Source organism: Sphingomonas sp. GV3 (assembly GCF_031082075.1).
Lineage (GTDB): Bacteria > Pseudomonadota > Alphaproteobacteria > Sphingomonadales > Sphingomonadaceae > Sphingomonas > Sphingomonas beigongshangi.
On record NZ_JARWLE010000001.1, the window covers coordinates 2938719 to 2965095 of the forward strand.

The 26377-nt window shown below is 69.6% G+C and carries 18 protein-coding genes; 12 read left to right on the forward strand and 6 right to left on the reverse strand.

What is annotated here, in order from left to right:
• Positions 1-22: 22 nt before the first annotated feature.
• The 6 genes from RF701_RS13880 (at position 23) to nagE (ending at position 10363) form a co-directional block, all read left to right on the forward strand.
• On the forward strand, positions 23-760 hold the full coding sequence (locus RF701_RS13880) for a GntR family transcriptional regulator (RefSeq protein WP_203308594.1): 738 nt from the start codon (positions 23-25) through the stop codon (positions 758-760).
• Positions 761-811: 51 nt separating this feature from the next.
• Positions 812-1816 carry an SIS domain-containing protein gene (locus tag RF701_RS13885; RefSeq protein ID WP_308815680.1) on the forward strand — a complete coding sequence of 335 codons (1005 nt, stop codon included), beginning with the start codon at positions 812-814 and terminating at the stop codon, positions 1814-1816.
• Positions 1813-2949, forward strand: coding sequence for an N-acetylglucosamine-6-phosphate deacetylase (gene nagA / locus RF701_RS13890; RefSeq protein WP_308815296.1), 1137 nt, complete (start codon positions 1813-1815; stop codon positions 2947-2949). The genes RF701_RS13885 and nagA overlap by 4 nt, the downstream gene beginning before the upstream one ends.
• Positions 2946-5852 carry a beta-galactosidase GalA gene (gene galA, locus RF701_RS13895; protein ID WP_308815297.1) on the forward strand — a complete coding sequence of 969 codons (2907 nt, stop codon included), beginning with the start codon at positions 2946-2948 and terminating at the stop codon, positions 5850-5852. Before nagA ends, galA begins: the two co-directional genes overlap by 4 nt.
• A 327-nt stretch (positions 5853-6179) precedes the next feature.
• On the forward strand, positions 6180-8663 hold the full coding sequence (gene ptsP / locus RF701_RS13900; RefSeq protein ID WP_308815681.1) for a phosphoenolpyruvate--protein phosphotransferase: 2484 nt from the start codon (positions 6180-6182) through the stop codon (positions 8661-8663).
• On the forward strand, positions 8663-10363 hold the full coding sequence (nagE, locus tag RF701_RS13905; protein ID WP_308815298.1) for an N-acetylglucosamine-specific PTS transporter subunit IIBC: 1701 nt from the start codon (positions 8663-8665) through the stop codon (positions 10361-10363). The genes ptsP and nagE overlap by 1 nt, the downstream gene beginning before the upstream one ends.
• 67 nt (positions 10364-10430) lie before the next feature.
• On the opposite strand, the gene RF701_RS13910 is transcribed toward nagE, so the two are convergent.
• Positions 10431-11819 carry a HAMP domain-containing sensor histidine kinase gene (locus RF701_RS13910; RefSeq protein WP_308815299.1) on the reverse strand — a complete coding sequence of 463 codons (1389 nt, stop codon included), beginning with the start codon at positions 11817-11819 and terminating at the stop codon, positions 10431-10433.
• A complete protein-coding gene (locus tag RF701_RS13915; protein WP_308815300.1) occupies positions 11816-12490 on the reverse strand; it encodes a response regulator transcription factor in 675 nt (224 codons plus the stop codon). Before RF701_RS13915 ends, RF701_RS13910 begins: the two co-directional genes overlap by 4 nt.
• Before the next feature lie 183 nt (positions 12491-12673).
• Here RF701_RS13915 and RF701_RS13920 point away from each other — a divergent pair, with 183 nt between their 5' ends.
• Together RF701_RS13920 and RF701_RS13925 are read left to right on the forward strand one after the other, a co-directional pair.
• Positions 12674-13300 carry a hypothetical protein gene (locus RF701_RS13920; RefSeq protein WP_308815301.1) on the forward strand — a complete coding sequence of 209 codons (627 nt, stop codon included), beginning with the start codon at positions 12674-12676 and terminating at the stop codon, positions 13298-13300.
• A gap of 112 nt (positions 13301-13412) precedes the next feature.
• Positions 13413-15068 carry a PAS domain-containing protein gene (locus RF701_RS13925; protein WP_308815302.1) on the forward strand — a complete coding sequence of 552 codons (1656 nt, stop codon included), beginning with the start codon at positions 13413-13415 and terminating at the stop codon, positions 15066-15068.
• A gap of 173 nt (positions 15069-15241) precedes the next feature.
• Here RF701_RS13925 and RF701_RS13930 read toward each other — a convergent pair whose 3' ends face one another.
• Positions 15242-16144 (reverse strand): SGNH/GDSL hydrolase family protein, encoded by a 903-nt coding sequence (locus RF701_RS13930; RefSeq protein ID WP_308815303.1) that lies wholly within the window; start codon positions 16142-16144, stop codon positions 15242-15244.
• An 89-nt stretch (positions 16145-16233) separates the two neighbouring features.
• Here RF701_RS13930 and RF701_RS13935 point away from each other — a divergent pair, with 89 nt between their 5' ends.
• Genes RF701_RS13935 through RF701_RS13945 form a run of 3 tightly spaced genes read left to right on the forward strand, consistent with a single transcriptional unit; the run spans position 16234 to position 19222 of the window.
• Complete coding sequence (locus RF701_RS13935; protein ID WP_308815304.1) at positions 16234-17358, forward strand: 8-amino-7-oxononanoate synthase; 1125 nt, start codon at positions 16234-16236, stop codon at positions 17356-17358.
• Entirely contained in the window at positions 17355-17978 is a 624-nt protein-coding gene (gene bioD / locus RF701_RS13940; protein ID WP_308815305.1) for a dethiobiotin synthase, read from the forward strand. Before RF701_RS13935 ends, bioD begins: the two co-directional genes overlap by 4 nt.
• Positions 17975-19222: an adenosylmethionine--8-amino-7-oxononanoate transaminase gene (locus RF701_RS13945; protein ID WP_308815306.1), complete on the forward strand. Its 1248-nt coding sequence runs from the start codon at positions 17975-17977 to the stop codon at positions 19220-19222. The genes bioD and RF701_RS13945 overlap by 4 nt, the downstream gene beginning before the upstream one ends.
• Before the next feature lie 36 nt (positions 19223-19258).
• Here RF701_RS13945 and RF701_RS13950 read toward each other — a convergent pair whose 3' ends face one another.
• Complete coding sequence (locus tag RF701_RS13950; RefSeq protein ID WP_308815307.1) at positions 19259-20746, reverse strand: deoxyribodipyrimidine photo-lyase; 1488 nt, start codon at positions 20744-20746, stop codon at positions 19259-19261.
• A gap of 49 nt (positions 20747-20795) precedes the next feature.
• Between RF701_RS13950 and pncB the strand changes: the two genes are divergently transcribed.
• Positions 20796-22100 carry a nicotinate phosphoribosyltransferase gene (gene pncB, locus RF701_RS13955; RefSeq protein WP_308815308.1) on the forward strand — a complete coding sequence of 435 codons (1305 nt, stop codon included), beginning with the start codon at positions 20796-20798 and terminating at the stop codon, positions 22098-22100.
• Between the two features lie 24 nt (positions 22101-22124).
• Here pncB and treY read toward each other — a convergent pair whose 3' ends face one another.
• Entirely contained in the window at positions 22125-24455 is a 2331-nt protein-coding gene (treY, locus tag RF701_RS13960; protein WP_308815309.1) for a malto-oligosyltrehalose synthase, read from the reverse strand.
• Entirely contained in the window at positions 24452-26362 is a 1911-nt protein-coding gene (gene malQ, locus RF701_RS13965) for a 4-alpha-glucanotransferase (protein WP_308815310.1), read from the reverse strand. Before malQ ends, treY begins: the two co-directional genes overlap by 4 nt.
• Between the last annotated feature and the right edge of the window lie 15 nt (positions 26363-26377).

The following is a 26377-nucleotide window of genomic DNA, read 5'->3' on the forward strand; positions in this document are numbered from 1 at the left end:
ATGCGCGGGCAAGGAGCCGCCAATGACCTTCATCAGCAAGATCGGGACGTTTCGCACGGACAATCCGTCGCCGCTCTACCTGCAACTGCAACAGCTTATTCGGGATGCCATCGCGGGCGAACTGATCGCGCGTGGCGAGGCGATCCCCGCCGAGCGCGACCTCGCGACGGAATATGGCGTGTCGCGCATCACCGTGCGTAAGGCGATCGAGGGGCTGGTCGAAGAGGGCCTGCTGACCCGCCGACGCGGCGCCGGCACGTTCGTCGCCGGGCGCGTCGAAAAGAATTTCTCCAAATTGTCCTCCTTCACGGAGGACATGATCGCACGCGGTCGCGTGCCGAGCAGTGCCTGGATCTCGCGCAGCAGCGGCATCGTCAGTCCGGAGGAATCGATGGCGCTGGCGCTGTCGCCGGGCGAGCCGGTGATGCGGTTCCAGCGGCTGCGCTTCGCCGACGAGGTGCCGATGGCGCTGGAGCTGTCGACGATCGCGGGCTTCTGCCTGCCGGGCGTCGATGCGGTCGATGCATCGCTGTATGAGGCGCTGACCGCCGCCGGACATCGACCGGTGCGGGCGTTGCAGCGCCTGCGCGCGGTGCCGTTCGGCGGCGACCACGCCCGCATGCTCGGTGTCGATCCTGGGTCGCCCGGACTGCTGATCGAGCGGCGCGGCTTTCTGCGCGACGGCCGCGCGGTCGAATTCACACGATCCTATTATCGCGGCGACAGCTACGACTTCGTGGCCGAACTCGCCGACGCCTGACCTGCACGACCTGGGGGACCCGACGTGACCACTGCCACCGCGACGACGCTGATGCGCGCGGAGACCCATGAGGCGGGCGCCGCCGTCGCGCGGTTGCTCGCGCGCAACGGCGAGGGGCTTGCCGCGCTCGGCGCCCGGCTCCGTAACGCGGCGCCCGACGTGGTCGTCACCTGTGCGCGCGGCTCGTCGGACCATGCGGCGACCTACGGCAAATATTTGATCGAGACGATGGTCGGCGTGCCGGTCGCCTCCGCCGCGCCGTCTGTGGTGTCGCTCTTCGACGCGCCGGTAACGACGCGTCGCGCGCTGTGCCTCGCCATATCGCAGTCCGGCCGGAGTCCCGACCTGCTCGCCACGGTGGATGCGCATCGCCGTGGCGGCGCGCAGGTCGTGGCGCTGGTCAATGACGAGCAATCGCCCCTCGCCACCGGCGCGGACACGCTGCTGGCGCTGTGCGCCGGTCCCGAGCGGTCGGTGGCGGCGACCAAGTCCTGCATCGCGGCGATGGCCGCGCTCGCCGCACTGGTCGCCGCCTGGTCGCAGGATGCCGCGCTGTCCGCCGCGGTCGCGACGCTGCCGCAGGCGCTTGACGACGCTGTGGCGCGCGATTGGGGCGCGGCGGTCGCGCCGCTGGCCAACGCGCGCCAGATGTTCGTCATCGGCCGTGGTTATGGCTTCGGCATCGCCCAGGAATGCGCGTTGAAGCTGAAGGAGACCTGTCAGCTGCAGGCGGAGCCGTTCAGCGCGGCGGAAGTCCGCCACGGTCCGATGGCGATCGTCGGAGAAGGCTTTCCCGTGCTCGCGCTCGCCACGTCCGATGCGGCGGGCGACGACGTTATGAGCGTGGCCCGCGCCTTCGCGGAACGCGACGCTGTGGTGCTGGCGGCACATGCGGGCGAGTTGACCGGGGCCTTGCCGGCGGCCGCCGCGCATCCCGCGATCGAACCGATCCTGATGCTCGCCAGCTTCTATGGCCTGGTGGAGCAGCTTTCGCGGCGGCGGGGGCTCGACCCCGATCAGCCGCCGCATCTCGCCAAGGTCACCCGGACGCTATGACCCTGCTTCATCGTTACGCCAACGGCCAGGTCGTGGTCGGCGATGCCTGCTGGCCAGGTGTCGAGATCGCGGTGACGGGCGACCGGATCGCCAGCATCCGTCCGCTCGCCGCGGATGCCGCCGACGCCGTCGACCTCGAGGGTGGCTGGTTGATGCCCGGCTTCATCGACACGCAGGTGAACGGTGGCGGCGGCGTGCTGTTCAACGACGAGACGAGCGTCGATGGCATTGCCGCGATCGGCGCGGCGCACGCGCGCTACGGCACCACCGCCTTTCTCCCGACGCTGATCAGCGACACCCCCGACCGAATCGCACTGGCGCTCGATGCGGTGGACGACGCGATCGAGGCCGGCGTGCCCGGCGTGGTCGGCGTCCACATCGAGGGGCCGTTCCTCAACGTCGCGCGCAAGGGCATCCACGATGCGGCGCGATTCCGCCTGCTGGACGATGCGATCGTCGCGTTGCTGACCAGGCCGCGTCGCGGACGCGTGGTGGTGACGCTCGCGCCGGAACTGGCGGAGATGGATCAGATCGCGACGCTCGCCAGGGCAGGGGTGCGGGTCAGCGCCGGGCATAGCGAGGCGCCGTACGAGACGATGCTCGCGGCGTTCGATGCCGGACTGACGGGCGTGACGCATCTGTACAATGCGATGCCGCCGATGGTGCAGCGCACGCCAGGGCTGGTCGGCGCGGCACTCGACGACCCGCGGCCCTGGTGCGGGTTGATCGTCGACGGCGTCCATGTCGCGCCGGCGGTGCTGCGCATCGCATTGCGCGCGCGCGGTACGGAGCGGATGATGCTGGTCACCGACGCCATGTCGTCGGTGGGTGCGACCGACAAGGATTTCGTGCTGCAGGGCCGCACGATCCGTGTCGCCGATGGCATCTGTTCGTACGAGGACGGGACGCTCGCTGGATCGGACCTCGACATGGCACAGGCGGTGGCGAATGCGATGGCGATGCTGGAGCTGGATCCGGCGACGGTGGCGCGTCTGGCTTCTGCCAATCCCGCCGCCTTCCTGGGCCTGGATCACGAAAGAGGGGCGCTCGCCGCCGGCCGGCGGGCGGACTGGGTGCAGTTGTCGACCGCGATGGCGCCGGTCGCGACGGTGATCGGCGGGCACGCCGCATGACGATCGACCGGCGCCGGGTGTTGATGGGATCCACCGGCGTCGGTCTGTCGCTGACCCTGTCCGCCGGTCGCCTGATCGCCGCGCCTGCACCGGGCGGCGGCGAGGCGGGGGCGCTGCCGATGCCGCCCGTCGGCGATGCGCTGCTCGCGCCGCTGCCCGTCACGGACCCGTCCCGGATCGGCTTCGACCAGGGATGGCTGTTCCATGCGGGCGATATTCCGGTGCCGCCCGCCACCGACCACGAGCAGACCTATCTGCGCGCCAAGGCCGGTCATGCGGTCGGCGCGGCGGCGATGACCTATGACGACAGCGACTGGCAGGCGGTGACGCTGCCGCACGACTGGGCGAGTTTCCAGCCCTTCGTCGAGAGCGCCAATGTCAGCCAGGGCTATCGGCCGCGCGGCATCGGCTGGTATCGGCGCACCTTCCGCCTCGATCCCGCCGATCGCGGTAAGTACTTGGAACTGCAGTTCGACGCGATCGCGACCCATGCGACGATCTGGGTCAACGGCAGCGTCGCCGCGCACAATTGGTCGGGCTACAACAGCGTCTACATCGACATCACGCCGTTCGCGCGGTTCGGCGACGAGCCCAACGTCGTCGCGATCCGTGTCGATGCGGAGGCGATGGAAGGTTGGTGGTATGAAGGCGCGGGCCTATACCGCCACGCCTGGCTGGCCCGGCGGGCACCGGTGTCGATCGTCACCGACGGCGTGCATTGTGATCCGCGCAGGGGCGATTCGGGGTGGCACGTACCCGTCACGGTGACCGCGCGCACGGTCGAGGCGGCGACGGCGACCGTCACCACGCGCGCGCGCCTGCTCGACCCGGACGGCCGGGTGGTGGCGGAGGCGCGGTCGCAGCCCGTCGCGGTGCCGACGCTCGACACCGCCGATCTGACGATGGACCTCGCGGTTCCGGCGCCGCGGCTCTGGTCGATCGAGACGCCCGTGCTCTACGCGGTCGAGGTGACGCTGGAGCGCGACGGCGCGGCGCTGGATATGCGCCGCATCCCGATCGGCTTCCGCACGATCCGCTTCGACGCCGATCGCGGCCTGTTCGTCAACGAACGTCCGGTCAAGATGAAGGGCGTGTGCCTGCATCATGATCATGCCGGGGTTGGCGTGGCGGTGCCGGACGCGCTGCTCGCCTGGCGGCTGTCGCGGCTGAAGGACATGGGCTGCAACGCCATCCGCTGTTCGCACAATGCGCCTTCGTCGGCCTTCCTGCATCTGACCGACCGCATGGGGTTCGTCGTCATGGACGAGAACCGCAATTTCGATCCGGCGCCCGACTATATGGCGCAGCTGGAATGGATGGTGCGGCGCGACCGCAATCATCCCAGCGTCATCCTGTGGTCGGTGTTCAACGAGGAGCCGATGCAGGGTACGCCCGCGGGCGTCGAGATGGTCCGCCGCATGGCCGCGGCGGTCCACCGGCTGGACGGCAGTCGCCCGGTCACCGCGGCGATGAACGGGTCCTTCTTCGAGCCGGTCAACGTGTCCACCGTCGTCGAGGTGATGGGCTTCAACTATTACCAGTCCGACTATGATCGATTCCACGTGCTCAACCCGCGCAAGCCGACGACCAGTTCCGAGGATACGAGCGCGTTCATGACGCGTGGCGCCTATGCCAACGATCCGGCAGCGCATGTCATCACGTCGATGGACACGGAGGCCGCGTCATGGGGCGGGACGCACCGTGAAACCTGGCGGCGGATCGCGGAGCGGCCGTTCGTCGCGGGCGGGTTCGTGTGGACCGGATTCGACTATCATGGCGAGCCGACACCCTATGCCTGGCCGACGATCGCCAGCTTCTTCGGCATCCTCGACCTATGTGGGTTTCCCAAGACGGCCTATGACATCCATCGCGCGCAATGGGTCGACGATGCGCCGGTGATCGGCCTCGCGCCGCACTGGACCTGGCCGGGCCGCGAGGGGCAGTCGATCGACGTGCTGGTGCTCTCCAACACGGAGCGGGTCGTGCTCAAGCTCGACGGCCGCGTGGTCGGGGAGGGTAAGGGCGATCGAATCATGGGCAACAGCTTCACCGTCCCCTATGCACCGGGGACGCTGGAAGCGCTGGGCTACAACGGCGGCCGCCTCGTCGCGCGTGCGGCGCATGCCACCGTCGGCGCGCCGGTCGCGCTGCGGTTGACGCCGGCGCGGCGAGTGATGGCGGGCGATGGCGTCGACGTGCAGCCTTTCACCGTCGATGCGGTCGACGCCGCCGGGCGCCACGTGCCCACCGCCAATCTCCCCGTGCGCTTCGCGGTCGAAGGCGGGACGATCATCGGGCTGGGCAATGGCGATCCCAACAGCCACGAACCGGAAAAGGGCGACGTAAGGTCGTTGTTCAACGGCCTGGCGCAGGTGATCGTGCAGGCCGAGGGCGGGCGCGGCCCCCTGACGCTGCGGGCGACTGCGCCGGCATTGCGGTCGGCAAGCGTTCGCGTCGACCGGCTCGCGGTGGCAACACCGGCGCAGGTGCCGCCGCTGGCGTCCGCAACGCGTATCGAGGGCTGGCGCGTCTCTCCGCCGCTTGCCGCGAAACCCGATCCTGCCTTCGCGCCGGCGGATGGCGACAACAACAGCTGGGCCTTCCAGCGCAGTGGCGTCGTGACGCCGCCGGACGCGAGCCCTGCCTGGCGGCTGTATCGCGCCAAGTTGACGCCGCCGCGCCGCGTCGCGCGGGATGGCGGCATGCTGACGCTGGACAACGTGTCGGGAAAAGCGGAAGTGTGGATCGACGGAAGGCAGGTCGCGCGCAAGGCGGATCCGCGCCCCGCGCCGCTGACGGCGCCTGTTCCGGCGGGGCAGGGCGAGCGGACCGTCGTGCTGATCGTGCAATCGAAGGCGGGGGCGGTGTCCGGTGTCGGCGGTTCCGCGACGGTCGCGCCCTGACGATCGTCGGACTGCCACGGCTGTAGGCTTCACAGGCAACGACATCGCGCTCTCGTCGCGACGTGCCCTAGTCTGGTCGGCGTGTGCCAGGCCATTCGTCTTGCTCGATCGCACGCCAAACCCTCTTCCCGGAACGAGCGGCCAGCCTGTGGCGCCATTCCTGTCGGTTTTCCGCGTACCCGCTACCGGGGGGGGGGGCGATCACGTCGCTCGGCGGACCGATCCGTCTCATGACCGCGCCGTACGATCGTAACAAAATGGTCTTTAATAGGTATTGTCAGCCGGCCTGCTTAGGATACGATAGTCGAATGGGTCGGGGACGTGCAGATGGTTGAGGTGAAACTGGTGGCGCCGCTGCAAGGCTGGGCGATGCCGCTCGCGACGGTGCCCGATCCGGTGTTTGCGAGTGGCATGATGGGCGATGGCATGGCGATCGACCCAGTCGGCGACACGCTCTACGCGCCCTGCGACGCACGCGTCGTGTCAATCCACGCGGCGGGTCATGCCGTCACGCTGGATGCGGGGGAAGGCCTTCGGCTGCTGGTACATGTCGGGATCGATACGGTGACGCTGGCCGGCGTGCCGTTTTCCGCCTGCGTCGCGGCGGGCGAGACCGTGCGGGCTGGCGATCCCTTGCTGCGCTTCGATCTCGACGCGGTCGTCCAGGGAGCGACCGCGGCAGCGACGCCGATCCTGGTTGTCGAGCCTGAAGGCGCGACCATTTCCGCGCGCGCCGATGAGGGGCCGATCGCCGTCGGCGACCCGCTGTATTACGTGACGATGGGAGAAGCCGGTGCGAAAGCGACCGCACAGACCGGCGAGACGCTGCGTCACGCCATGACCGTCGGGCTGCCGCACGGACTGCATGCGCGTCCGGCCGCGCGGATCGTTGCGGCGGCGCGAGAAACGGGCGCAGCGGTGACGCTGGTCAGTGGCGATCGCCAGGGCGCGGCGACGAGTCCCGTATCGCTGCTGTCGCTCGGTCTCGCGCACGGCGACGCGGTGACGATCGAAGCGCGGGGCGCGGGGGCCACGGCGGCGATTGCCGCGATCGTGCCGCTGCTGACCGCGGAGGTCGACGCTACGCCGATCGCGCGCTCGCATTCTGCGCCGACGATCCCTGCGGCGGTCGATCCCGACGCCGCGGTCGGCGTCGCAGCGGCACCCGGTCTGGCGATCGGCACCGCGTGCTGGCTGCGCCCGGTGGTGCCCGACATAGCCGCGACCTGCGACGATCCGGTGGCCGAGCAGGCGAGGCTGACCACTGCGATCGGCGCGGTCGGCGCCGCGCTCGACGCGGGCGGTCATGGTGCGCAGCTTGCGTCGGTGATGGCGGCGCATCGCGCGATCCTCGACGATCCCGACCTGATCGCCGCCGCTCGACGGGCGATCGACGCGGGCGCGTCCGCTGCCGCGGCGATCCTTGCCGCCGCGGCCGATCAGGGCGCGCGGCTGCGCGCGTCGAGCAACGCCCGCGTCGCGGAACGCGCCGACGATATCCGTGATGTCGCGCTGCGCGTCGTCCATGCCCTGCTGGGCACGACGGCAGAGGCCCCGGTCCTCCCACAACGCGCGATCCTGGTGGCGCACGACCTCCTGCCATCACAGCTCGCGGCACTGGACGCGCGGCGACTGGCGGGGATCGCACTGGCCGGCGGCGGCCCGACGTCGCATGTCGCCATCCTCGCTGCCGGACTGGGCGTCCCGATGGTCGTAGCGCTCGGTGCCGCGATCGACGGCGCGGCGGACGGCGCGACCGTGATCCTTGATGGCGATGCCGGTACGCTCGTTGCCGCGCCGACGACGGATCGCCTCGCGGCCGCGACGACGACGATCGCCGAACGGGCGGCGGCGGAAGCGGCCGCGCGCGCGGCGGGTGATCGGCCGGCGAGGACGCGCGACGGCACGGCCGTGTCCGTCTTCGCCAATCTCGGGTCCGTCGAGGACGCGCGGGCCGCCGCGGCGGCGGGCGCGGAAGGCTGCGGCCTGTTGCGCACCGAATTCCTGTTCCTCGACCGCGAGACGCCGCCGACGCTTGACGAACAGAGCGCGGACTATGCCGGTGTCGTCGCCGCGCTCGCCGGCAAGCCGGTGGTGATCCGCCTGCTCGACGTCGGCGGCGACAAGCCGGCGCCCTATCTCGACCTTCCTGCGGAGGAGAATCCGGCGTTGGGCGTCCGCGGCATCCGCGTCGGGCTGGCGCAGCCCGCGGTGCTGGAGACGCAGCTGCGCGCCATCCTCGCGGTGCCAGACCGCGCCGCCTGCCGGATCATGGTGCCGATGGTGGCGAGCGGCGACGAGATGGCGCAGGTGCGCGCGATGCTCGACCGGCTGCATGACGAGATCGGCGGCGCGCCGGTCCAGCTCGGCGCGATGGTCGAGACGCCCGCCGCCGCCGCGACCGCGGACCTGATCGCCGCACACGCCGATTTCCTCTCGATCGGCAGCAACGACCTCACCCAATATGTGCTGGCGATGGATCGCGGCAATGCCGCGCTGGCTGGCGGTATCGACGGCCTGCATCCGGCGGTGCTGCGGCTGATCGGCCAGACATGTGCACGGGCCGCGACCACGGCGACGCCGGTGAGCGTGTGCGGCGGCCTGGCCGCGGACCCTCTCGCCGCGCCGATCCTGGTCGGTCTTGGCGTGCGCACCCTGTCGGTGCCGCCGGCGCGCGTGCCCGCGATCAAGGCGCTGATCGCCCGTCTCGATCTCGGCGCGGCGGAGGCGCATGCGCGGACCGCGCTCGATACGCCGTCCGCATCCGCCGTCCGCGCGCTTGCGCGTGCCTTTGCCGAGGAGATGCGCTGATGTCGCGCGGACGTTTCAACCCGATGGCGTTCCTCCAGCCGCTCGGCCGCGCGCTGATGCTGCCGATCGCGGTGCTACCCGTCGCCGGCCTGCTGCTGCGCGTCGGTCAGCCCGATATGCTGAACATCGCGTTCGTCAGCGCCGCCGGCGATGCGATCTTCGCGCATCTCGGCCTGCTCTTCGCGGTCGGCGTCGCGACGGGGTTCGCGCGTGACGGCAACGGCGCGGCGGCGATGGCGGGCGTGGTCTGCTACCTCGTCGTCGGCAATTGCGCGCAATTGTTCTTTGCTGTGCCGCCGGGCGCCGTGCCTGCGGGATTGGAGGACAAGCTCTCCGCGACGCTGACCGCGGCGTGGAAGGCGGCGGCGATCGACAAGCTGCAGGTGCCGATCGGCATCATCGCCGGACTGGTGGGCGGCGGCTTCTACAATCGGTTCGCGACGGTGAAGCTGCCCGACTATCTCGCGTTCTTCGGCGGGCGACGGCTGGTGCCGATCCTGGCGGGAATCGCGGGTCTCGTCATCGGCGGTCTGCTGGGGCCGAGCTATGGCGCGATCAGCGCGGGCGTGGACGGCCTCAGCCGCGGCGTCGTCGCGGCCGGTGGCTGGGGCCTGTTCGCGTTCGGCGTGCTCAATCGGCTGCTCATCGTCACCGGGCTGCACCACATCCTGAACAACGTCGCCTATTTCGTCGTCGGCGATTATCACGGCAAGACGGGCGACCTGACGCGCTTCTTCGCCGGCGATCCGACCGCGGGCGGCTTCATGAGCGGGTTCTTTCCGGTCATGATGTTCGGCCTGCCCGCCGCCTGCCTTGCGATGTACCGGACCGCGCTGCCCGAGCGGCGCAAGGCGGTCGGCGGCATGCTGCTCAGCCTAGCGCTGACTTCGTTCCTGACCGGCGTCACCGAGCCGATCGAGTTCAGCTTCATGTTCCTCGCGCCCGTGCTCTATGCGATCCACGCGCTGCTGACCGGGGCGGCGGAGGCGCTGATGAACGCGCTGGGCGTCCGGATGGGCTATGGTTTTTCGGCCGGGCTGTTCGACTATCTCCTGAACTTCGGCAAGGCGACGAAACCGCTGCTGCTACTGCCGGTCGGCCTGCTTTACGCCGGGCTGTACTATGGCCTGTTCCGATGGGCGATCGTGCGGTTCGACCTGAAGACGCCCGGACGCGAGCCGCTGGAGCCAGCGGCGACGTCGACGCCCGCGCCCGCGACCGCCGATGCGAAGGCCGCCGCGTTCGTTGCCGCGCTGGGCGGCGCGAGCAACCTGCGCGCTATCGATGCCTGTACGACGCGGCTGCGGCTGACCGTCGCCGACTCCCAGGCGATCGACGAGCCGCGCCTGAAGGCGCTGGGGGCGCGGGGCGTGCTGCGCCCGTCGCCGACGGCGGTGCAGGTGATCGTCGGTGGTATCGCCGATGGTCTCGCGATGGACATGCGCGCGGCGCTCGACGCCGATCCGGTGCCGCCGGCCGCGCCCGACGTCGCACCGGCGGCACCGGTGGTGCTACCTGACGGGCTGCTCGCGGCCCTCGGCGGACAGGCCAATGTCGCGGCCGCCTCCGCGCATGCGGGGCGCTATCGCGTGCGCGTCGCCGATCGCTCGCGGGTGGACGAGGCGGCACTGGCGGGCGCCGCGCGGATGATCGCCTGGCCGGTGCCGGACGTCGCACACATTCTGGTGGTCGCGATCTGATCCCGCGCCGGGCGATCGGCTGACGCGGGCCGGCGTTCCGCCCGATCGCGTCGTCCGGATCGGACCCTCAGGATAGGCGCGGCAGCGTCAGTCGCGCGCGCAATCCGCCCATGTCTGCGGCGTCGAGCGTCAGCGTGCCGCCATAGAGTTCCGCCAGTTCCGCGACGATCGCGAGCCCGAAGCCATAGCCCGGCTGGCGCTCGTCCAGCCGCACGCCCGGCTGCAGCGCCTGCGCGCGCGCTGCCGGCGAGAGGCCTGGCCCGTCATCGGCAATGTCGATCGCCCAGTTCGCGTCGCCGGGCGTGGCAACGATCTCCACGATCGCCGAAGCATGACGACAGGCATTGTCGATGAGGTTGCCCAGCATCTCCTCCAGGTCCTGACGCTCGACCGCGACGGCGGCTTGTGCCGGTATCGTCGATCGGATTGCGATCTCCCGCTCGGCGTGGATGTGCCGCAGCGCGCCGGCGACGTCGCGGGTCACGCTGGCCAATTCGGTCCGCGCGCGTGTCCCGGCGGAAGGTGCGGCGCTGCGGGCGCGGCGCAGGTGATGCGCGATGCGCTCGCCGAGTTCCGCGACGAGGCCGCGCGCCTCCGCGGACGCCTGCTCGCGGTCCAGACGCAGCGCCAATGTCGCCAATGGCGTCTTCAACCCATGGGCCAGATTGGCGACGTGGTGCCGCGCATTGGCGAGCCCGGCCGCATTCTGAGCGATCAGGGCGTTGATCTCCGCCGCCAGCGGCACCAGCTCGCGCGGCTGATCGAGAGGCAGCGCGTTGTCGCCACCCGCACGGACGCGGGCGACCGCATCCTGCAGGCGGCGGATGGGGCGAAGCCCAACGCGCAACTGTACCCAGGTCGCCGCCGCGAGACCCAGGCCGAGCAGCGCGAGGGCGCCCGACAGCGTGCCGATCGCCGCCCGGATCGGTCGGCGTACGAGTGCGCGCGGGGCCGCGGCGACCACCTCTGCGGTGCCGCCAGCGACGGGCATGGTCAGCCGCCGCAGGTGGATCGGCTCGCCATCAGCCCCGCGGACATCGCCGGGCATGATCGGCGCCGGCGGCGGGGGCGCCGCGACGGGCGATGCCTCGGGAGGGGGCGGGGGACCGGGCAGCGGCGGGTGGCGATCACGGGGAGGCGGGCGATCCGCGTCCGCCACGTCGCCGATGCGCGCGCCAAGCCGCCATTCGCCCGCCGGGGTCCGTACCCGCCATCCCCATCCGGATCCCGTTCGAGAGAAGCCAGGCAGATCGACGACCCGCGCGGGATCCAGACGCCCCTGCGCGTCGATCGCACGGGCGAGGACGGTCACCTGTGCGTCCAGTCGTTCGTCGAGCCCCTGCATGACGAAGCGCTCCAGCACGCCGCCGATCGCGAACGCCGCGAAGGCGAGCGCGGCCAAACCGCTGACCCCGGCCACAAGCAGCAGGCGTGCGTGGAGCGACAGTCGGCTCACATCGCCACCGCGTCGCCCGCGGTGAGGCGATAGCCGCGACCGCGTACCGTCTCGATCATGTCCGCGCCGATCTTTCGACGCAGCCGCGCGACGATCACCTCGAGCGAATTCGAGTCGCCCTCCGCATCATATTCGTAGACCCGTTCGAGCAACTCGCCGCGATCGACCACCATTTCCCGGCGCAGCATCAGGGCGGACAGGACGCGCCATTCGAACGCGGTCAGCTTGAGCGGCAGGCCATCGAGATCGAAATGCCCGACCTGCGTATCATAGCCCAGCCGCCCACATGTGATCCGCGCGGCGGCATGGCCCGCCGCACGCCGGACGAGCGCGCGCAGCCGCATCACCACCTCCTCGATCCGGAACGGCTTGGTCAGATAGTCGTCGGCGCCGGCCTTGAAGCCCGCGACCTTTTCCGACCAGGCATCGCGCGCGGTCAGGATCAGCACGGGCAGGTCGCGTCCCGCCTTGCGCCACGCCGCCAGCACGGACAGTCCGTCGATTACCGGCAATCCGAGGTCGAGGACGGCGGCGTCATACCGTTCGGTGTCGCCGAGGTGCAGCCCGTCCTCGCCGTTCCGCGCGAGGTCGACGGCGAAATTCTCGGCCCGCAGCGCGCGGGCGATCTCGCTGCCCAGATCCTCGTCGTCCTCGACCAGCAGGATGCGCACCGTCTTCGTCTCCCTGACCCGCCGCGCCGATCGCGCCCGGGCTCGGCCACGATGGACCGAATGCGGACAGGAACGCCGTCTAGGCAAGAAAGCCAAACCGAAACTGAACGATCCGGTTCAGTCTGGCCGCTACCCGATGCGCGTAAATCCCCGGATGTCATCTGACGAAGAGGAGGTTTGAAAATGGTTTTTGCTACTCCCAAGGCGCGTATCGCCATGGCCGGCGCCGCTTTGCTGCTCGCGGGCGGCGGGATCGGGTCGGCGATCACCCATGCGGTGGCGCCAGAGCGGGTGATGGCCGCGGCGCCGCCGGTGCGCATCGGTTCGCTCGCCACGATGCAGGCGCCGATCCTGGGCGACCCGATCGCGACCGTGCGTGGCCGCATCGCCGAACAGTTCGGCAATCGCGTGGTGCTCGACGACGGCAGCGGTCGCGTGCTGGTCGACACGGGGCCGGGCCGCGACGGGCCCACGCTCGCCATCGGCCAGACGATCACGGCGCAGGGACGGTATGGCGACGGTTCGATCCACGCCATGTATCTGATCGGCGCCGATGGGCGCACCTACGCGACGGGTCGCCCGCCGCATGGGCCGCATCCGGGCGGTCCGGACGGTCCCGGTGGACCACGCCCCGACGGCCCCCCGCCGCATGGCGGCCGCGGTCCGGGGGAGGCGGGACCGCCGCCGCCCCCGCCGCCGGCACCTGCCGGCCAGCCGCCGATGCCGGGCGCGGGCACGATGCCCGGTGGCCAGCCCGGCGCGGTGCCGGCAGTGCCGCCGCAGGCTCCTGCCGCAGTGCCCAAAGGCTAATATAAATTGTGTTGGCTCAATTAGTTGAGCGGCGCATATGGTCGCCGTCCGGTTCCGTACCGGGCGGCGATCCGCCTGTTGTGCGCCCGCCGGATTACCGTATGCTGACCGCATGGGAGACGATCGATCGGGTCAGCCGTGGGGGCACGGCGCCGACGCTGGAGCGTCCACGGATGCCGCGCGCGCGCAGCTTTCGCTCGCCGCCTCGCTTATCGAGGCTGTGCCCGGGGTCGTCTACGCCAAGGATCGCCAGGGTCGGCTGATCCTGGGCAATGCCGGCACGACGGCGCTGATCGGCCTGCCACCCGAAGAATATATCGGCCGGACCGACCTGGAGGTGCTGCGCGATCGCGATCAGGCGCTGCGGGTGATGGCGAACGACCGCCGCATCATGGAGACGCAGGAGGCCGAGCAGATCGAGGAGGAGGTGAGCCTGCCCGACGGCACGCGCGCCGTCTGGCTGTCCACCAAGGCGCCGCTGTTCGATGCCGCGGGCGAGGTGATCGGTCTGGTCGGGTCTTCGCTCGACATCACCGAGCGCAAGCGTGCCGAGGAGGAAAGGCAGGCGCTCAACACCATGCTCGAGCAGCGCGTGGCCGCCGCGATCGCGGAACGCGAGCAGGTCGAGGATGCGATGCGTCAGTCGCAAAAGATGGAAGCGGTCGGGCAGCTGACAGGCGGCGTCGCCCACGATTTCAACAATCTGCTGACCATCATTCGATCGTCGGTCGACCTGCTTCGCCGTCCTGACCTGCCCGACGACCGCCGCCGCCGGTATCTCGATGCGGTATCCGATACCGTCGACCGCGCAGCCCGCCTGACGCGGCAATTGCTCGCCTTTGCCCGGCGTCAGACGCTGAAGCCCGAAACGTTCGACGTCTGCTGCAAGCTGTCCGAGGTGGTCGACATGCTCGATACGCTGACCGGCGCACGGGTGGATATCGCGCTGCAACTGCCCGAGCAGCCGTGTTTTATCGATGCCGACCTCAGCCAGTTCGAGACGGCGCTCGTCAACATGGCGGTGAACGCCCGCGACGCGATGGACGGGACCGGCACGATCACGCTGCGCGTGACCGCGCATCGCACGCTTCCCGCGATCCGTGGCCACGCCGAATCGCCGGGTCCGTTCGTCGCGGTCAGCGTCGTCGACCATGGCGAGGGGATCGCGCCCCAGCATCTGGCCGCGATCTTCGAGCCCTTCTTCACCACCAAGGGCGTTGGGAAGGGGACCGGGCTCGGCCTCAGCCAGGTGTTCGGCTTCGCCAAACAGTCCGGAGGCGACGTCGAGGTCGAGAGCACGCCGGGGCAGGGCAGCACCTTCACCTTATACCTGCCGCAGGTGTCCGAACCTGCGCAGGGGGCAAAAAGCGTGAACGTGACGGTCGCTCCGCGCGGTCACGGCAGCCACGTGCTGGTCGTGGAGGACAACGTCGAGGTCGGTGGTTTCGCGTCGCAGATCCTGGAGGACCTCGGCTACCACCCGCATTGGGTTACCAACGCCGATGCGGCGCTCGCCAAGCTGGGGCGCGACGGCGGCGGGTTCGACATCGTCTTTTCCGATGTGGTGATGCCCGGGATGGGCGGCGTCGAGCTGGCGCATACCATCCGCGCACGTTTGCCCCATCTGCCGGTGATCCTCGCATCGGGATACAGCCATGTACTGGTCGACGATGCCGAGCATGGCTTCCCGTTGCTGAACAAGCCCTATTCCGCCGAACAGCTGTCGAGCGCGCTACGCGCGACGCTGCGGGGACAGCAGATCGGCTGACGCGGGTCGCTAGAACTAGATCCGCGTGCGTGGAAGCGGTACCGGCCCTCACCCCACCCGGCCGCCCACGCAGCGTATCCTGGATGGGCGGCCGGGTGGGGTGAGGGCCGGTACCGCGCGCCGATTCAGCTTTGCTGGATCGCACACAAAGGCGTTCGCTCGACCGCGCCGTATCAGCCGCGCCCACGATCCGCGGCGAGTTGCTCCGCCGCGACGCGTTGCAGCGATAGCGCAAGGTCGGGCGACAGGCCCAGTTCGTCGGCGGCGCGCTCGTTGGCGCCGAGCATGCGCGGATCGAGGCCGGTGACCCTGCCGAAGACCATGAGCGCTTCCAGGTAATAGCCGGCGATGCTGGCATGATATTGGTCGTAGGACCATAGATTGACCTGGCCGAAGGTGATGCCGTCATACGGATCCGGATCGGCGACATGCTGCGCCATGGCGCGGGTCCAGGCTTGGCCCACGCTGATGACGCCCGTCGCGCCGCTCGCGCGCCGCGCGCGTTCGGCGGCCGCGGCGAGGTCGTCGGCCATGGCCGCGATGCCCCGCCCGTACCAATGGCCGCCGGGGCGGTAGGTCTGGTCCGCTCGACTCCAGGTCGCGGTAAGCTCGATGCGCGCGCCGGGATTGCGCGCCCGGAACAGCCGGGTCAGCCGTTCAACGGCCGACAGATATTTGCCCGGATCGCCAGGTCGCTCCGCGTCGAGCGTGCTATATTCCTGCAGCACGACGACATCCCATGCGCGGTCGAACAATTGCCGTCGCTCGTCATAGTGGAACGCAAGACTGCGCCCGCCCTGCGTCTCCAGGCTGACCGCGTAGCGCAGACCCACTTCGTCGGCGAACTCCTTGAAAAGCGCCGGCACGCCGCCATAGCGTTGGCCGGTGAGATCGACGACCCGATCCGCGTGCCAATTGCGCACCGCCGAATGCGCCCCCTGCGTGAAGCTATTGCCGATGAACAGGATCGTGCGCTGGGTCGGTGCGGTCGGCGGTGGCGAGACGCGCTGACTTGTGCGGGCTTGCACAGCGGACGGTAGCAGGGCGAGGAGCAGCGCGGGAAGCAGGCGGATCATCCACGCCTCTTGCCAGACAAGGCGGCGCCGCCACAACCGGCGTAGGGACATGACGCACCCGCAATCGCGCGCTATCAGCCGCGACGACAATGCCGCAGTTCCATCATGACGATCTGGCCAAGCTTCGCGCAGCCGACCGCTTCCGGTCGCTGCGGCCGCGCATGGGATACGACTTCGCCTCGAACGATTATCTTGGGCTTGCCCATGCGCCGCGTCTGCGCAGAGCGGTGGCGGATGCGCTGGCGCGCGGCGTCGCGGTCGGTTCCGGCGGGTCGCGGCTGCTGCGCGGCAACGATCCGGAGCATGAGGCGCTGGAAGCGGAGGCGGCGCTGCATTTCGGCAGCGAGTCCGCCATGTTCTTCGCCACCGGCTTCGCCGCCAATCAGGCCCTGTTCGCCACGTTGCCGCAACCGCAGGACATCGTCGTCCACGATGCCCGCATTCACGCCAGCGCGCATGACGGCATGCGTCTGGGCCGCGCGCCGCGTATCGTTGTCGCCCACAATGACGCCGGTGCGGTAGAGACGGCGATACGCCGCTGGCGGCTCGAAGGAGGCACCGGCACGCCGTGGATTGCGGTGGAAAGCCTCTATTCGATGGACGGCGATGTCGCGCCGCTCGACGATCTGGCGGAGGTGGCCCGGCGGCACGAGGCGATGCTGCTGATCGACGAGGCGCACGCGACGGGGGTGTTCGGGCCGCAGGGGCGCGGCCTCGCCCACCATCTCCATGGCCGTGACGACGTCGTGACGCTGCATACCTGCGGCAAGGCGCTGGGCGTGGAGGGGGGACTGCTGTGCCTGCCCGCCCACCTGCGCGACTTCCTGATCAACCGCGGCCGCGGCTTCGTCTTTTCGACTGCGCCATCACCCCTGATCGCCGCGGCGGTACGCGAAGCGTTGCGCATCCTTGTCGAAGAACCGCAGCGACAGGCAGCCCTTGCCGCACTCGTCGACCATGCGGGTGTCCGCCTGGCCGGCATAGGCGCGGCGACGACGGGCACGCAGATCATCCCCGTCATCCTGGGTGCGGATGGACTCGCGGTCTCGCGCGCGGCGGCATTGCAGGCGGCGGGGTTCGACGTGCGGGCGATCCGGCCGCCGACGGTCGCGCCTGGGACAGCGAGGCTGCGTCTGTCGATCACCCTCAACGTCAACGAAAACGCGATCGACGAACTGACGCGGACACTTGCCGCGGAACTGGAGATGGCATGAAACCGATCGTCGTCACCGGCACCGACACCGATGTTGGCAAGACCGTCTTCGCCGCTGCGCTCGCTGCCGCGATCGGCGCGCGGTATTGGAAGCCCGTTCAGGCAGGCGACGATGACGGGACCGACCGCGAGCGGGTCCGCCGTCTTGCCCGCCTGCCCGAGGGGGCGATCCTGCCGGAGGCATATCGCCTGCGCACGCCCTGTTCGCCGCACCGTGCCGCGGCGATCGACGGCGTAACGATCGACCCGGCGCGACTGGTCTTGCCGGCGCTGGACGGCAGTCTGGTGGTGGAGGGGGCGGGCGGCGTGCTGGTGCCGGTGACCGACGGCCTCCTCTTCGCCGACCTTTTCGCGCGCTGGCAGGCTCCTGTCGTGCTTGTCGCGCGCACCGTGCTCGGCACGATCAACCACAGCCTGCTGTCGATCGAGGCGCTCCGCACGCGCGACGTGCCGATACTGGGCATCGCCTTCGTCGGGGACGCCGTCGAGGACAGCGAGGCGACGATCGCGCGCATCGGGGGCGTCCGCCGCCTCGGCCGCCTGCCGCACCTGGACCCGCTGACGCCCGAAGCGCTCGCCGATGCCTTTGTCGCCAACTTCGATCTGGCGGCGTTCCGATGAGCGACACGCCGATCTGGCATCCGTTCACCCAGCACGGCCTGGGCGAGCCGATCCCCTTGGTCACCCATGCCTCGGGCGCCGCGCTGTACACGGCGGATGGCCGTCGCATCGTCGATGCGATCTCCTCCTGGTGGGTGACGACGCACGGTCACGCGCATCCGCGCATCGCCGCCGCCATTGCGGACCAGGCGGCGCGGCTCGACCAGATCATCTTCGCCGGGTGGACGCATCAGCCGGCGCTCGACGTGGCCGAGGGGCTGCGCGCGATCATGCCGCCGGAACTAACGCGCGTCTTCTTCTCCGACTCAGGGTCCACCGCGGTCGAGGTCGCGCTCAAGATGGCGCTGGGATACTGGCTGCATCGCGGCACGCCGCGCCACCGAATCCTCGTCCTCGAACATGGCTATCATGGCGATACGATCGGCGCGATGTCGATCGGCGCGCGGGGCGCGTTCAACCGCGCCTATGAGCCCCTGCTGTTCGACGTCGCAACCATCCCCTTTCCCGCGGAGGGGGCGGAGCAGGTGACGCTCGACGCGCTGGCGGCGGCGCTGGCGGACGATCCCGCGGCGCTGATCATCGAGCCGTTGGTCGTCGGCGCGGGCGGCATGCTGACCTACCCGCCGCACGTGCTCGCCACGATGCGACGGATGTGCGCCGATGCGGGCGTGCTATTCATCGCGGACGAGGTGATGACCGGGTGGGGACGCACGGGTACGCTGTTGGCTTGCGAGCAGGCGGGTGTCGTCCCCGATATCCTGTGCCTGTCGAAGGGGCTGACCGGCGGCGCGGTGCCGCTCGCGGTGACGATGGCGACCGAACCCATCTATCAGGCGCACTATGCCGCCGACCGCGCGCGGATGTTCTTCCACTCGTCCAGCTACACCGCCAACCCGATCGCCTGCGCGGCGGCGGCGGCGAACCTTGCGATCTGGCGCGAGGAGCCGGTGATGGGGCGGATCAAGACCCTGGTCGAGCGGCAGCGCGTGCGCCTCTCCGCACTCGCGAACGTTCCCGGCGTGGCCAACGCGCGCCAGATCGGCACGATCGCGGCCGTTGACCTGCCGGGGGGCGAAGGCGGCTATCTGTCGGATCGATCGCCCCGCCTGCTCGCCTTCTTCCGCGAGCGCGACCTGCTGCTGAGGCCGCTCGGCACGACCGTCTACTTAATGCCGCCCTATTGCATCGACGACGGCGACCTCGACGCGGTCTATGCGGCAATCGGTGAGGCGGCGGGGCTATAGAAGCCGATCGCCCGGCTGACGGCGGGGCTTGATCGCTTATATCGGGATCTTCTCGCTGAGATACGGGTCCTTCGGCGGCTTGCGCGGTACGTGCACCTTGATGGCGGGGCGGGCAGCCTGTTCCGCCAGCCACGCAGGGCCGTTCTTCTGCTTGCGAATCGAAGCGTCGGTCCGATAGGCGACCAGGCCATAGATCGGCCGCCGGCCATAGCCTGGCGCCGAATCACCGAAGGCCCAAGCGATGTTGCCATAGGTCGACGGATCGCGGCCATCGAGGCTGAACCGGTCGTTGAGATAACAGGCGGTCGCCCAGCCTTCTTCCGGGCTCGGGGTCATCTGGATCAGCCATTTCGCCCAGAACATGCGCAGGTTGTTGTGCATCCAGCCATCGAGCAGGAACTGCTTCTGGGCGGCGTTCCAGCTCTCGTTCTCGGTCTCGCCATGAACGAGCGCATGCAGCGTCTCCCGATGCGGTCGTTCGTCCCCGGCGTGTTCCCCGAGTTCCCGTCGTGCCCAGTCGGGCAGGCGCGCGTAGCTTTCGGGAACGCGCATGCGCCGCGCCTTGTAGTGGAACCATTCGCGCCAGGTGAGCAGCTCGTCCAGATACTTGCCGCGCTTTTCCGCCGATACGTCCGCCCGTCGTACCGCCGCGACGATCTCGCGCGGGCCGACCATGCCGAAATGGAGATAGGGCGACAGTTCGCTGGCGCCGTCATCGCGCGAGGCATCGCCGCGTGCATCGGCATAGCGGGGCAGCACCTCTTCTGCGAGCCGCTGCAGCCGCTCGGTCACCGCATCGCGCGTCGCCGGGAAACGTGCGACCGGCGGCAGATCGTGGTCGATCGCGAGGCCGGCGACCAAAGCGTCGATCTCGGCATCGTCCATGCCCGCGACGTCGTCCGGCGCATAGGGCAGGGGGCCGTCATAGAGCGGCCGCTCCGGCTCCTCGTCGTGGCTGTCGTACCAGTCCTCGCGGATCGCTTCGTGTCGGCGGCGGAAGGCGCTAGTCGCGCGAATCTCCTGGTCGAGCGCCGCGGGCGGCACGGTGCAGGCGGCATTCACCGCATAGACGGGCCGCTCGACCCTGCCAGCCACCCGTTCGGCCTGCCATTGCGCGACGAAGGCCGGCTGATCCTCCAGCACCACTGCCGCGGCCTGCTGGGCAAGGCGATAGACGAGGCCCTTCTCGCGCTTGTCTTCGCGGTCGACGAAATGGACGCAGGCAAGGCCGCGCTCTCGGCACCCTTTGCCCAAATCGCGCGACGCACCGAGTATGAAGCGGTGCAGCCGGTCGGAGGCGTAGGGATAATCCTCGCGCAGGCCGTGATAGACCAGCACCGGCAGGCCCAGCGCATTGCCCAGCCTCACGGCCGCGTCGATCACCGGATTGTCGTGCGCGCGCAATGCCTGTTGCAGCCAGCACAGGACGTAATCCGCCTTGGCCGGCGGTTCGCAGCCGTTCATCGCACGCACGCGCGGCGCCTCGCGCCAGTCTGCCAGCGCCGGGGGAAGGGTATCGGTCATCGCCCCCTAACGCTTGCCGCTTCCGATGGTGTCAGGCAAGCCGGCGGCTATGGCCGTCACCGATATCGCCACGCGCACCTGGGATCACAATTGGCGGCTCGACCCGATCGTTCGCAGCCTGCTCGACACGGATTTCTACAAATTGCTGATGCTGCAGATGATCCGGCATCTGCACGGCGAGACCCAGGCGACATTCCGGCTGATCAACCGGACGACGTCAGTGCGGCTGGCGGCGGTGATCGACGAGGCCGACCTGCGCGCGCAGCTGGATCATGTAAGGACACTGCGTTTTTCGAAAAAGGAGCTGATCTGGCTGGCGGGTAACAGCTTCTACGGGCGCTCGCAGATGTTTTCGGCGGATTTCCTGGCCTGGCTGGCCGATTTCCGGCTGCCGCCCTACGAACTGCACGTGGTCGACGGCCAGTTCGAACTGACCTTCGCGGGGCCGTGGACGTATACCACGATGTGGGAGATACCCGCGCTCGCCATCGTCAACGAATTGCGCGCGCGGGCGGCGCTGCGCGACAAGGGGCGGTTCGCGCTCGACGTGCTGTACGCCCGCGCCAAGGCGAAGCTGTGGGACAAGGTGGAGCGGCTGCGCGACCTTCCCGACCTCGTCCTCTCCGATTTCGGCACGCGGCGGCGGCACGGATTCCTGTGGCAGCGCTGGTGCGTCGAGGCGTTGAAGGAGGGCCTGGGAGAGCGGATGGTCGGCACGTCCAACGTGCTGCTGGCGATGGACAACGACCTGGAAGCGATCGGCACCAATGCGCACGAGCTGCCGATGGTGCTCGCCGCCCTCGCGCCGGACGACGCCGGGATCGCGGCGGCGCCCTATCGCGTGCTGCAGGAATGGCAGGCGCATTATGCGGGAAACCTGCTGGTCGTGCTGCCCGATGCCTTCGGCACCGAGGCATTCCTGCGGAATGCGCCTGCCTGGGTTGCGGAATGGACCGGGTTCCGCCCGGACAGCGCGCCGCCGATCGAGGCGGGCGAGCGCATCATCCGCTGGTGGCAGGACCATGGCCAGGATCCCCGCACCAAGCTGCTGATCTTTTCCGACGGGATGGACGTCGACAGTATCGAGCGCGTCTATCGCCATTTCCACGGTCGGGTGCGGATGAGCTTCGGCTGGGGGACCAACCTGACCAACGATTTTCGCGGCTGCGATCCCGACGGGCTGCCGGGGCTGGAGCCTATCTCCCTCGTCGCAAAGGTCGTCAGCGCGGACGGTCATCCCGCGGTGAAGCTTTCCGACAATCCGGCGAAGGCGACCGGCGATCCGGCCGAGATCGCCCGCTATTTGAAGATTTTCGGGAACGCCGGGCGTGAGGCGGCGACGGTCAGCGTTTGAAAACGCAACCGCCACAGGATCAGCCTATAGCGTGAACCACACCGGCCCCGCGGCGAACAGCGTAGCTGCCGGAATCGGGCCGTCGCCGAAGCGGACGGTTGCCGCCGGCACGTCGATTCCCCGGATCAACGCGGCGACCTTGAGCGTCTTGCCCGCCACGGCTCGTTCGAACGCGACGATCCTTTCGCTCCCGCTGATAGCCACGGGCCGGTAGTCGCCGTCGGCGAACAGGGCCGGCTCCGCGTGCCGCAGCGCCAACAGATCGGCGATCAGCCGCATCTTCGCGGGCATGCCGTCCGCGATCAGCCGCTGCCGCAGCGCATAATCCACCGGTCGCCGGTTGTCTGGGTCGACGAGGCTCAGGTCGTCGAGCTCGGTCCCCTGATAGAGATCCGGGACGCCGGGCACGGTATAGCGCAGCAGCGTCTGGACCAGGGTGTTCGCCTCGGCCGCCGGGGCGAGCGTGGCGACATAGTCCGCCAGGTCGCGGACGAAGGCGGCATCGCTGAGCAGGTCGTCGACCAGACCCGCAGCCTCCGCTTCATAGGCCTCGTCCGGCGCCTCCCAGGAAGACCGCAGCTTCCCTTCGCGCAACGCCTTCTGCTGCCACGCCTTGACGCGATCGGCGAGGTCATGCCGCGCGCCGTCTGCCGGCCAGGCGCCAACCAACGTCTGCAGCAGCATGTAGCGGTCGTCGGCAGCGACCGCGCGCGCCTCGTACAGCCGCATCCAGCGCTCGACGCGCACGCGCCAGTCGCCCGGCCGGTTGCTCAGCACTGCGAGACGGGCGCGCACGTCCTCGCCGCGCTTGTGGTCGTGCGTCGCCGTGGTGAGCATCGCATGCGGTACGTCGCGCGCGCGCTCCGCCATGGCGTCGTGAAATGCCGCAACGGAAATGCCGAGCGTCTCCGCATCCGCACCGACGTCGTTGCGGCTGATCAATCGGCCATAGCGGTAGAAGGCGGTATCCTCGACCGCCTTGGCGGCGATCGGTGCGGACAATTGCTGGAAACGACGCACCGCATCCGCCGCCAGCGCTATATCGCCGGGCCCTTCGCCCGCCAGCCACGCAAGGACCATGTCCGTCACCGCGTCCTCCCCGGGCGGGATGAGGGCGGCGACCTTCTCGCGCACGAGCGCGCGGATGCGGGCGTCGGAGGTGGGAGCGGCAGTGCCGGTGCCATAGGTGCGATAGACGGGAAAGACCCAGAGCAGCCGTTCGATCGCGCGACGCAACATCGCGCGCGTGATGCCGTCGCCCTGTGGTGACGATGCCGCGAGCGCGGCAAAGGCGGCGACGCAGGCGTCGAACTGGCCGGCAAACTGCCAGGACAGAAGGTCTTGCCGCGCTTCGAATTCCTCGACCTCGAAAAATTCGCCGCGGCGACTGATGGCGTCCCACATGCCGGCGAGCGGCTCCGATCCCGCCGGATCGTGGATCAGCGTGCTCACCTGTTCCATGAAATCATAGCCGCTCGTGCCGTCGACGCCCCAGCCGACCGGCTGAGTCTCCGCCGTCCCCAGGATCTTCTCGACGACGATCCAGGCGCTCGGCCCGAGCCGCTCGCGCAGCTTGCGGCAATAGCCGATCGGATCGGTCAGCCCGTCGACATGGTCGACGCGCACGCCGTCGATCAGTCCTTCGTCGTACAGTCGGAAATAGAGCGCGTGGGTCGCCTCGAACACCGCCGGATCCTCGATCCGCACGCCGGCGAGATCGTTGACCGTGAAGAATCGCCGCCAATTGAGCTCGTCGTTCGCGAAACGCCAGCTTGCGAGCCGATAATGCTGGCGATCGACCAGCGCGGCGAGCGGCAGGGTGTCGGCCTTCGCTTGATCCTGGTCGCGGATGGGGAAGCGGTGCTCGCCATAGGCGACCAGCGTCCACCGATCGGCGTCGCGCTCGATCGCCAGGTCGCCTGCGGCAAGAACCTCGGACAGCGGTGCGCCGAGCACGGGCAGGACCAGCTTGCCGTCGGGATCGCGCGTCCAATCGATGTCGAAGACGCGGGCATGCTCGCTCGCCTGCCCCTTGGCCAGCACATCGTTCCACCACGCGTTGCCGCCGCCGGCGACCCCCATGTGATTGGGCACGATGTCGATGACGATGCCCATTCCGCGCGCCTTCGCCGCCGCGGCAAGCGCCCGGAACGCCGGCTCGCCACCCAGTTCGGGATTGATCCGCGTTGGATCGACGACGTCATAGCCGTGCATCGATCCCGCCGCCGCCACGGTCACGGGGGACGCATAGACATGGCTGATCCCGAGCGCGTCGAGATAGGGAAGCAGCGCCTCCGCGTCGGCGAAGCCGAAATTCTTGTGAAACTGGAAGCGATAGGTGGCGCGCGGCGTCATGCGGATCGGCTTTCGGCAAGCAGGGCGGTACGTCGCGCAACCTCCGGCCGGGCGAGCAGCGCCGCCGTCGTATCGGGAAGGCGGCGGCGCCAGTTGGGATGTTCGTCGGTCGTCCCGGGCAGATTCGGTTGCTCTTCAAGCCCGATCAGATCCTCTGCCGGCACGATCACCAGGGGACAGGCGGCGGTGGCGGTCAGCGCGAGCGCGGCATCGACCGCCGGGGCGGGATCGTTGGGCATCGGCCCGCTCGCCACGCCTGCCTCGGTCGCCGCGATCCACAGCTTCTTGCGCTCGCCGATACGGCGGACGCGTTCCGCCCCCTCGTCGCCGTCACTGCGCTTCAGTTTGTGCGCCCAGGTGATGTCGCGCCCCGCCCACCAGCCCGCGAGCGTCGCCGTGTCATGCGTGCCCGTCATCGCCACGGCGCAGCGGTCCCATCCGGCGGGATCGGTGAACCCGCCCGTGTCGTCGCGCTCAAACGGCAGGACGCGCATGCCGTAGATATTGCGCGCCTTCATCGTGTCGCGAAAGCCCGGCGGCACGGTGCCGAGGTCCTCGCCGATCACCACCGCGCCGGCACGATGCGATTCGATCGCGAGGATGCGCAGCAGATCGTCGAACGGCATCGACAGATACGCGCCGTCGGCCGCGCTGCCGCCGTCCGGGATCACCCACAGGCGCTTGAGGCCGAGGGCGTGATCGATACGGATGCCTCCCGCGTGACACAGGGTCGCGCGCACGGTGCGGATGAAGGCGTCGAACCCCGTCCGCCGCATCGCGAAGAACGACAAAGCGGTGATTCCCCAATTCTGGCCTTGCGGCCCGAGCGGGTCGGGCGGCGCGCCGATCGACAGGCCGGCCAGGACGTCGTCGCGCCGGCTCCACGCCTGGGCGCCACCTGCATCCATGCCGACGGCGAGATCGGCAATCAGGCCGATCCGCATGCCGGCATCGCGCGCGGCGCCTTGTGCGGCGGCGAGGCTGTCCTCCGCCAGCCATTGCAGGAAGGCGTAGAAGGCGACATCCGCGTCATGCTCGGCCGCGAAGCGGGCGACGGCGGGGCCGGCGGGATCGTGATAGGGGGCGGGCCAGTCCTGCCAGCCTCGGGCGCCGCCGCGTGCGAAGAAATGGGCGTGCAGCGCATCGAAGCGAGCCTGAGCCTCAAGCGCAGGCCGTTCCCTGCGCAGGCCCGCGATTTGCTGGCGCACGTCGGGCATGGCGGCGTCGAACGCCTGACGCAAAAGCGCAAGCCGCGAGGACAGGGCATGAGTCCAGTCGATCAGCGCCGGGGACGTCCCGGCTTCCGGAGAGACGCCCGCCAGTGCCGGATCGGCCAGCAGGGCATGATGGAAGAGTCGCGAGGAAGGGGCGTAGGGGCTGAACCGCGAGGCATCGGCGGGGAACAGCGCATGCGTCGGGCTGATCGCTAGCGCATCGGCGCCGGCGGCGGCGAAGGCGCGTGCCGCGTCGGCGAGCGTGCCGAGATCGCCGAAGTCCGTCCCGTGCGCGTCGCGCAGCGCGGGAATCTGCACCGCCGGGCCCCAGAACCGGCCCGGGGGCAGCGAGATGCACCGTGGCGGGGCGATCGCGATGTCGATGCGGCGACCGGCGATCGACAGCCGGTGATAGCCAGGTGCGGCGATCGGCTCCAGCCGGCCGGCGGTCACCTGCAGTGCGCGGCGCGTGCCGTCTTCCAGTTCGAGCTCCGCGGCGCCATCCGGCGTATCCGGCAGCACGATCGGCGCGCCGACATCCGCGCTGACGAAGGTGCGCTCGCCCGTTTGGGAGTCGAGCGTGGCCAGGATGGCGTCTATCACGGCATCCGCGACGACATGCTGCCGGCCGTCGGCATCCTCCCAGACACGATGCAGCCCGACGGCGTCGGCGCGTGCGGCAAGGTCGGTCATGCCGCGATCCCCTTG

Coding starts and splice junctions, on each gene's coding strand:
- RF701_RS13930 (WP_308815303.1), bottom strand. CDS start 16,144: ATGATCCGCCTGCTTCCCGCGCTGCTCCTCGCCCTGCTACCGTCCGCT.
- RF701_RS13925 (WP_308815302.1), top strand. CDS start 13,413: ATGGGAGACGATCGATCGGGTCAGCCGTGGGGGCACGGCGCCGACGCT.
- nagA (WP_308815296.1), top strand. CDS start 1,813: ATGACCCTGCTTCATCGTTACGCCAACGGCCAGGTCGTGGTCGGCGAT.
- RF701_RS13880 (WP_203308594.1), top strand. CDS start 23: ATGACCTTCATCAGCAAGATCGGGACGTTTCGCACGGACAATCCGTCG.
- RF701_RS13920 (WP_308815301.1), top strand. CDS start 12,674: ATGGTTTTTGCTACTCCCAAGGCGCGTATCGCCATGGCCGGCGCCGCT.
- ptsP (WP_308815681.1), top strand. CDS start 6,180: ATGGTTGAGGTGAAACTGGTGGCGCCGCTGCAAGGCTGGGCGATGCCG.
- RF701_RS13950 (WP_308815307.1), bottom strand. CDS start 20,746: ATGACCGATACCCTTCCCCCGGCGCTGGCAGACTGGCGCGAGGCGCCG.
- malQ (WP_308815310.1), bottom strand. CDS start 26,362: ATGACCGACCTTGCCGCACGCGCCGACGCCGTCGGGCTGCATCGTGTC.
- RF701_RS13945 (WP_308815306.1), top strand. CDS start 17,975: ATGAGCGACACGCCGATCTGGCATCCGTTCACCCAGCACGGCCTGGGC.
- nagE (WP_308815298.1), top strand. CDS start 8,663: ATGTCGCGCGGACGTTTCAACCCGATGGCGTTCCTCCAGCCGCTCGGC.
- RF701_RS13885 (WP_308815680.1), top strand. CDS start 812: ATGCGCGCGGAGACCCATGAGGCGGGCGCCGCCGTCGCGCGGTTGCTC.
- galA (WP_308815297.1), top strand. CDS start 2,946: ATGACGATCGACCGGCGCCGGGTGTTGATGGGATCCACCGGCGTCGGT.
- RF701_RS13935 (WP_308815304.1), top strand. CDS start 16,234: ATGCCGCAGTTCCATCATGACGATCTGGCCAAGCTTCGCGCAGCCGAC.
- bioD (WP_308815305.1), top strand. CDS start 17,355: ATGAAACCGATCGTCGTCACCGGCACCGACACCGATGTTGGCAAGACC.
- treY (WP_308815309.1), bottom strand. CDS start 24,455: ATGACGCCGCGCGCCACCTATCGCTTCCAGTTTCACAAGAATTTCGGC.
- pncB (WP_308815308.1), top strand. CDS start 20,796: ATGGCCGTCACCGATATCGCCACGCGCACCTGGGATCACAATTGGCGG.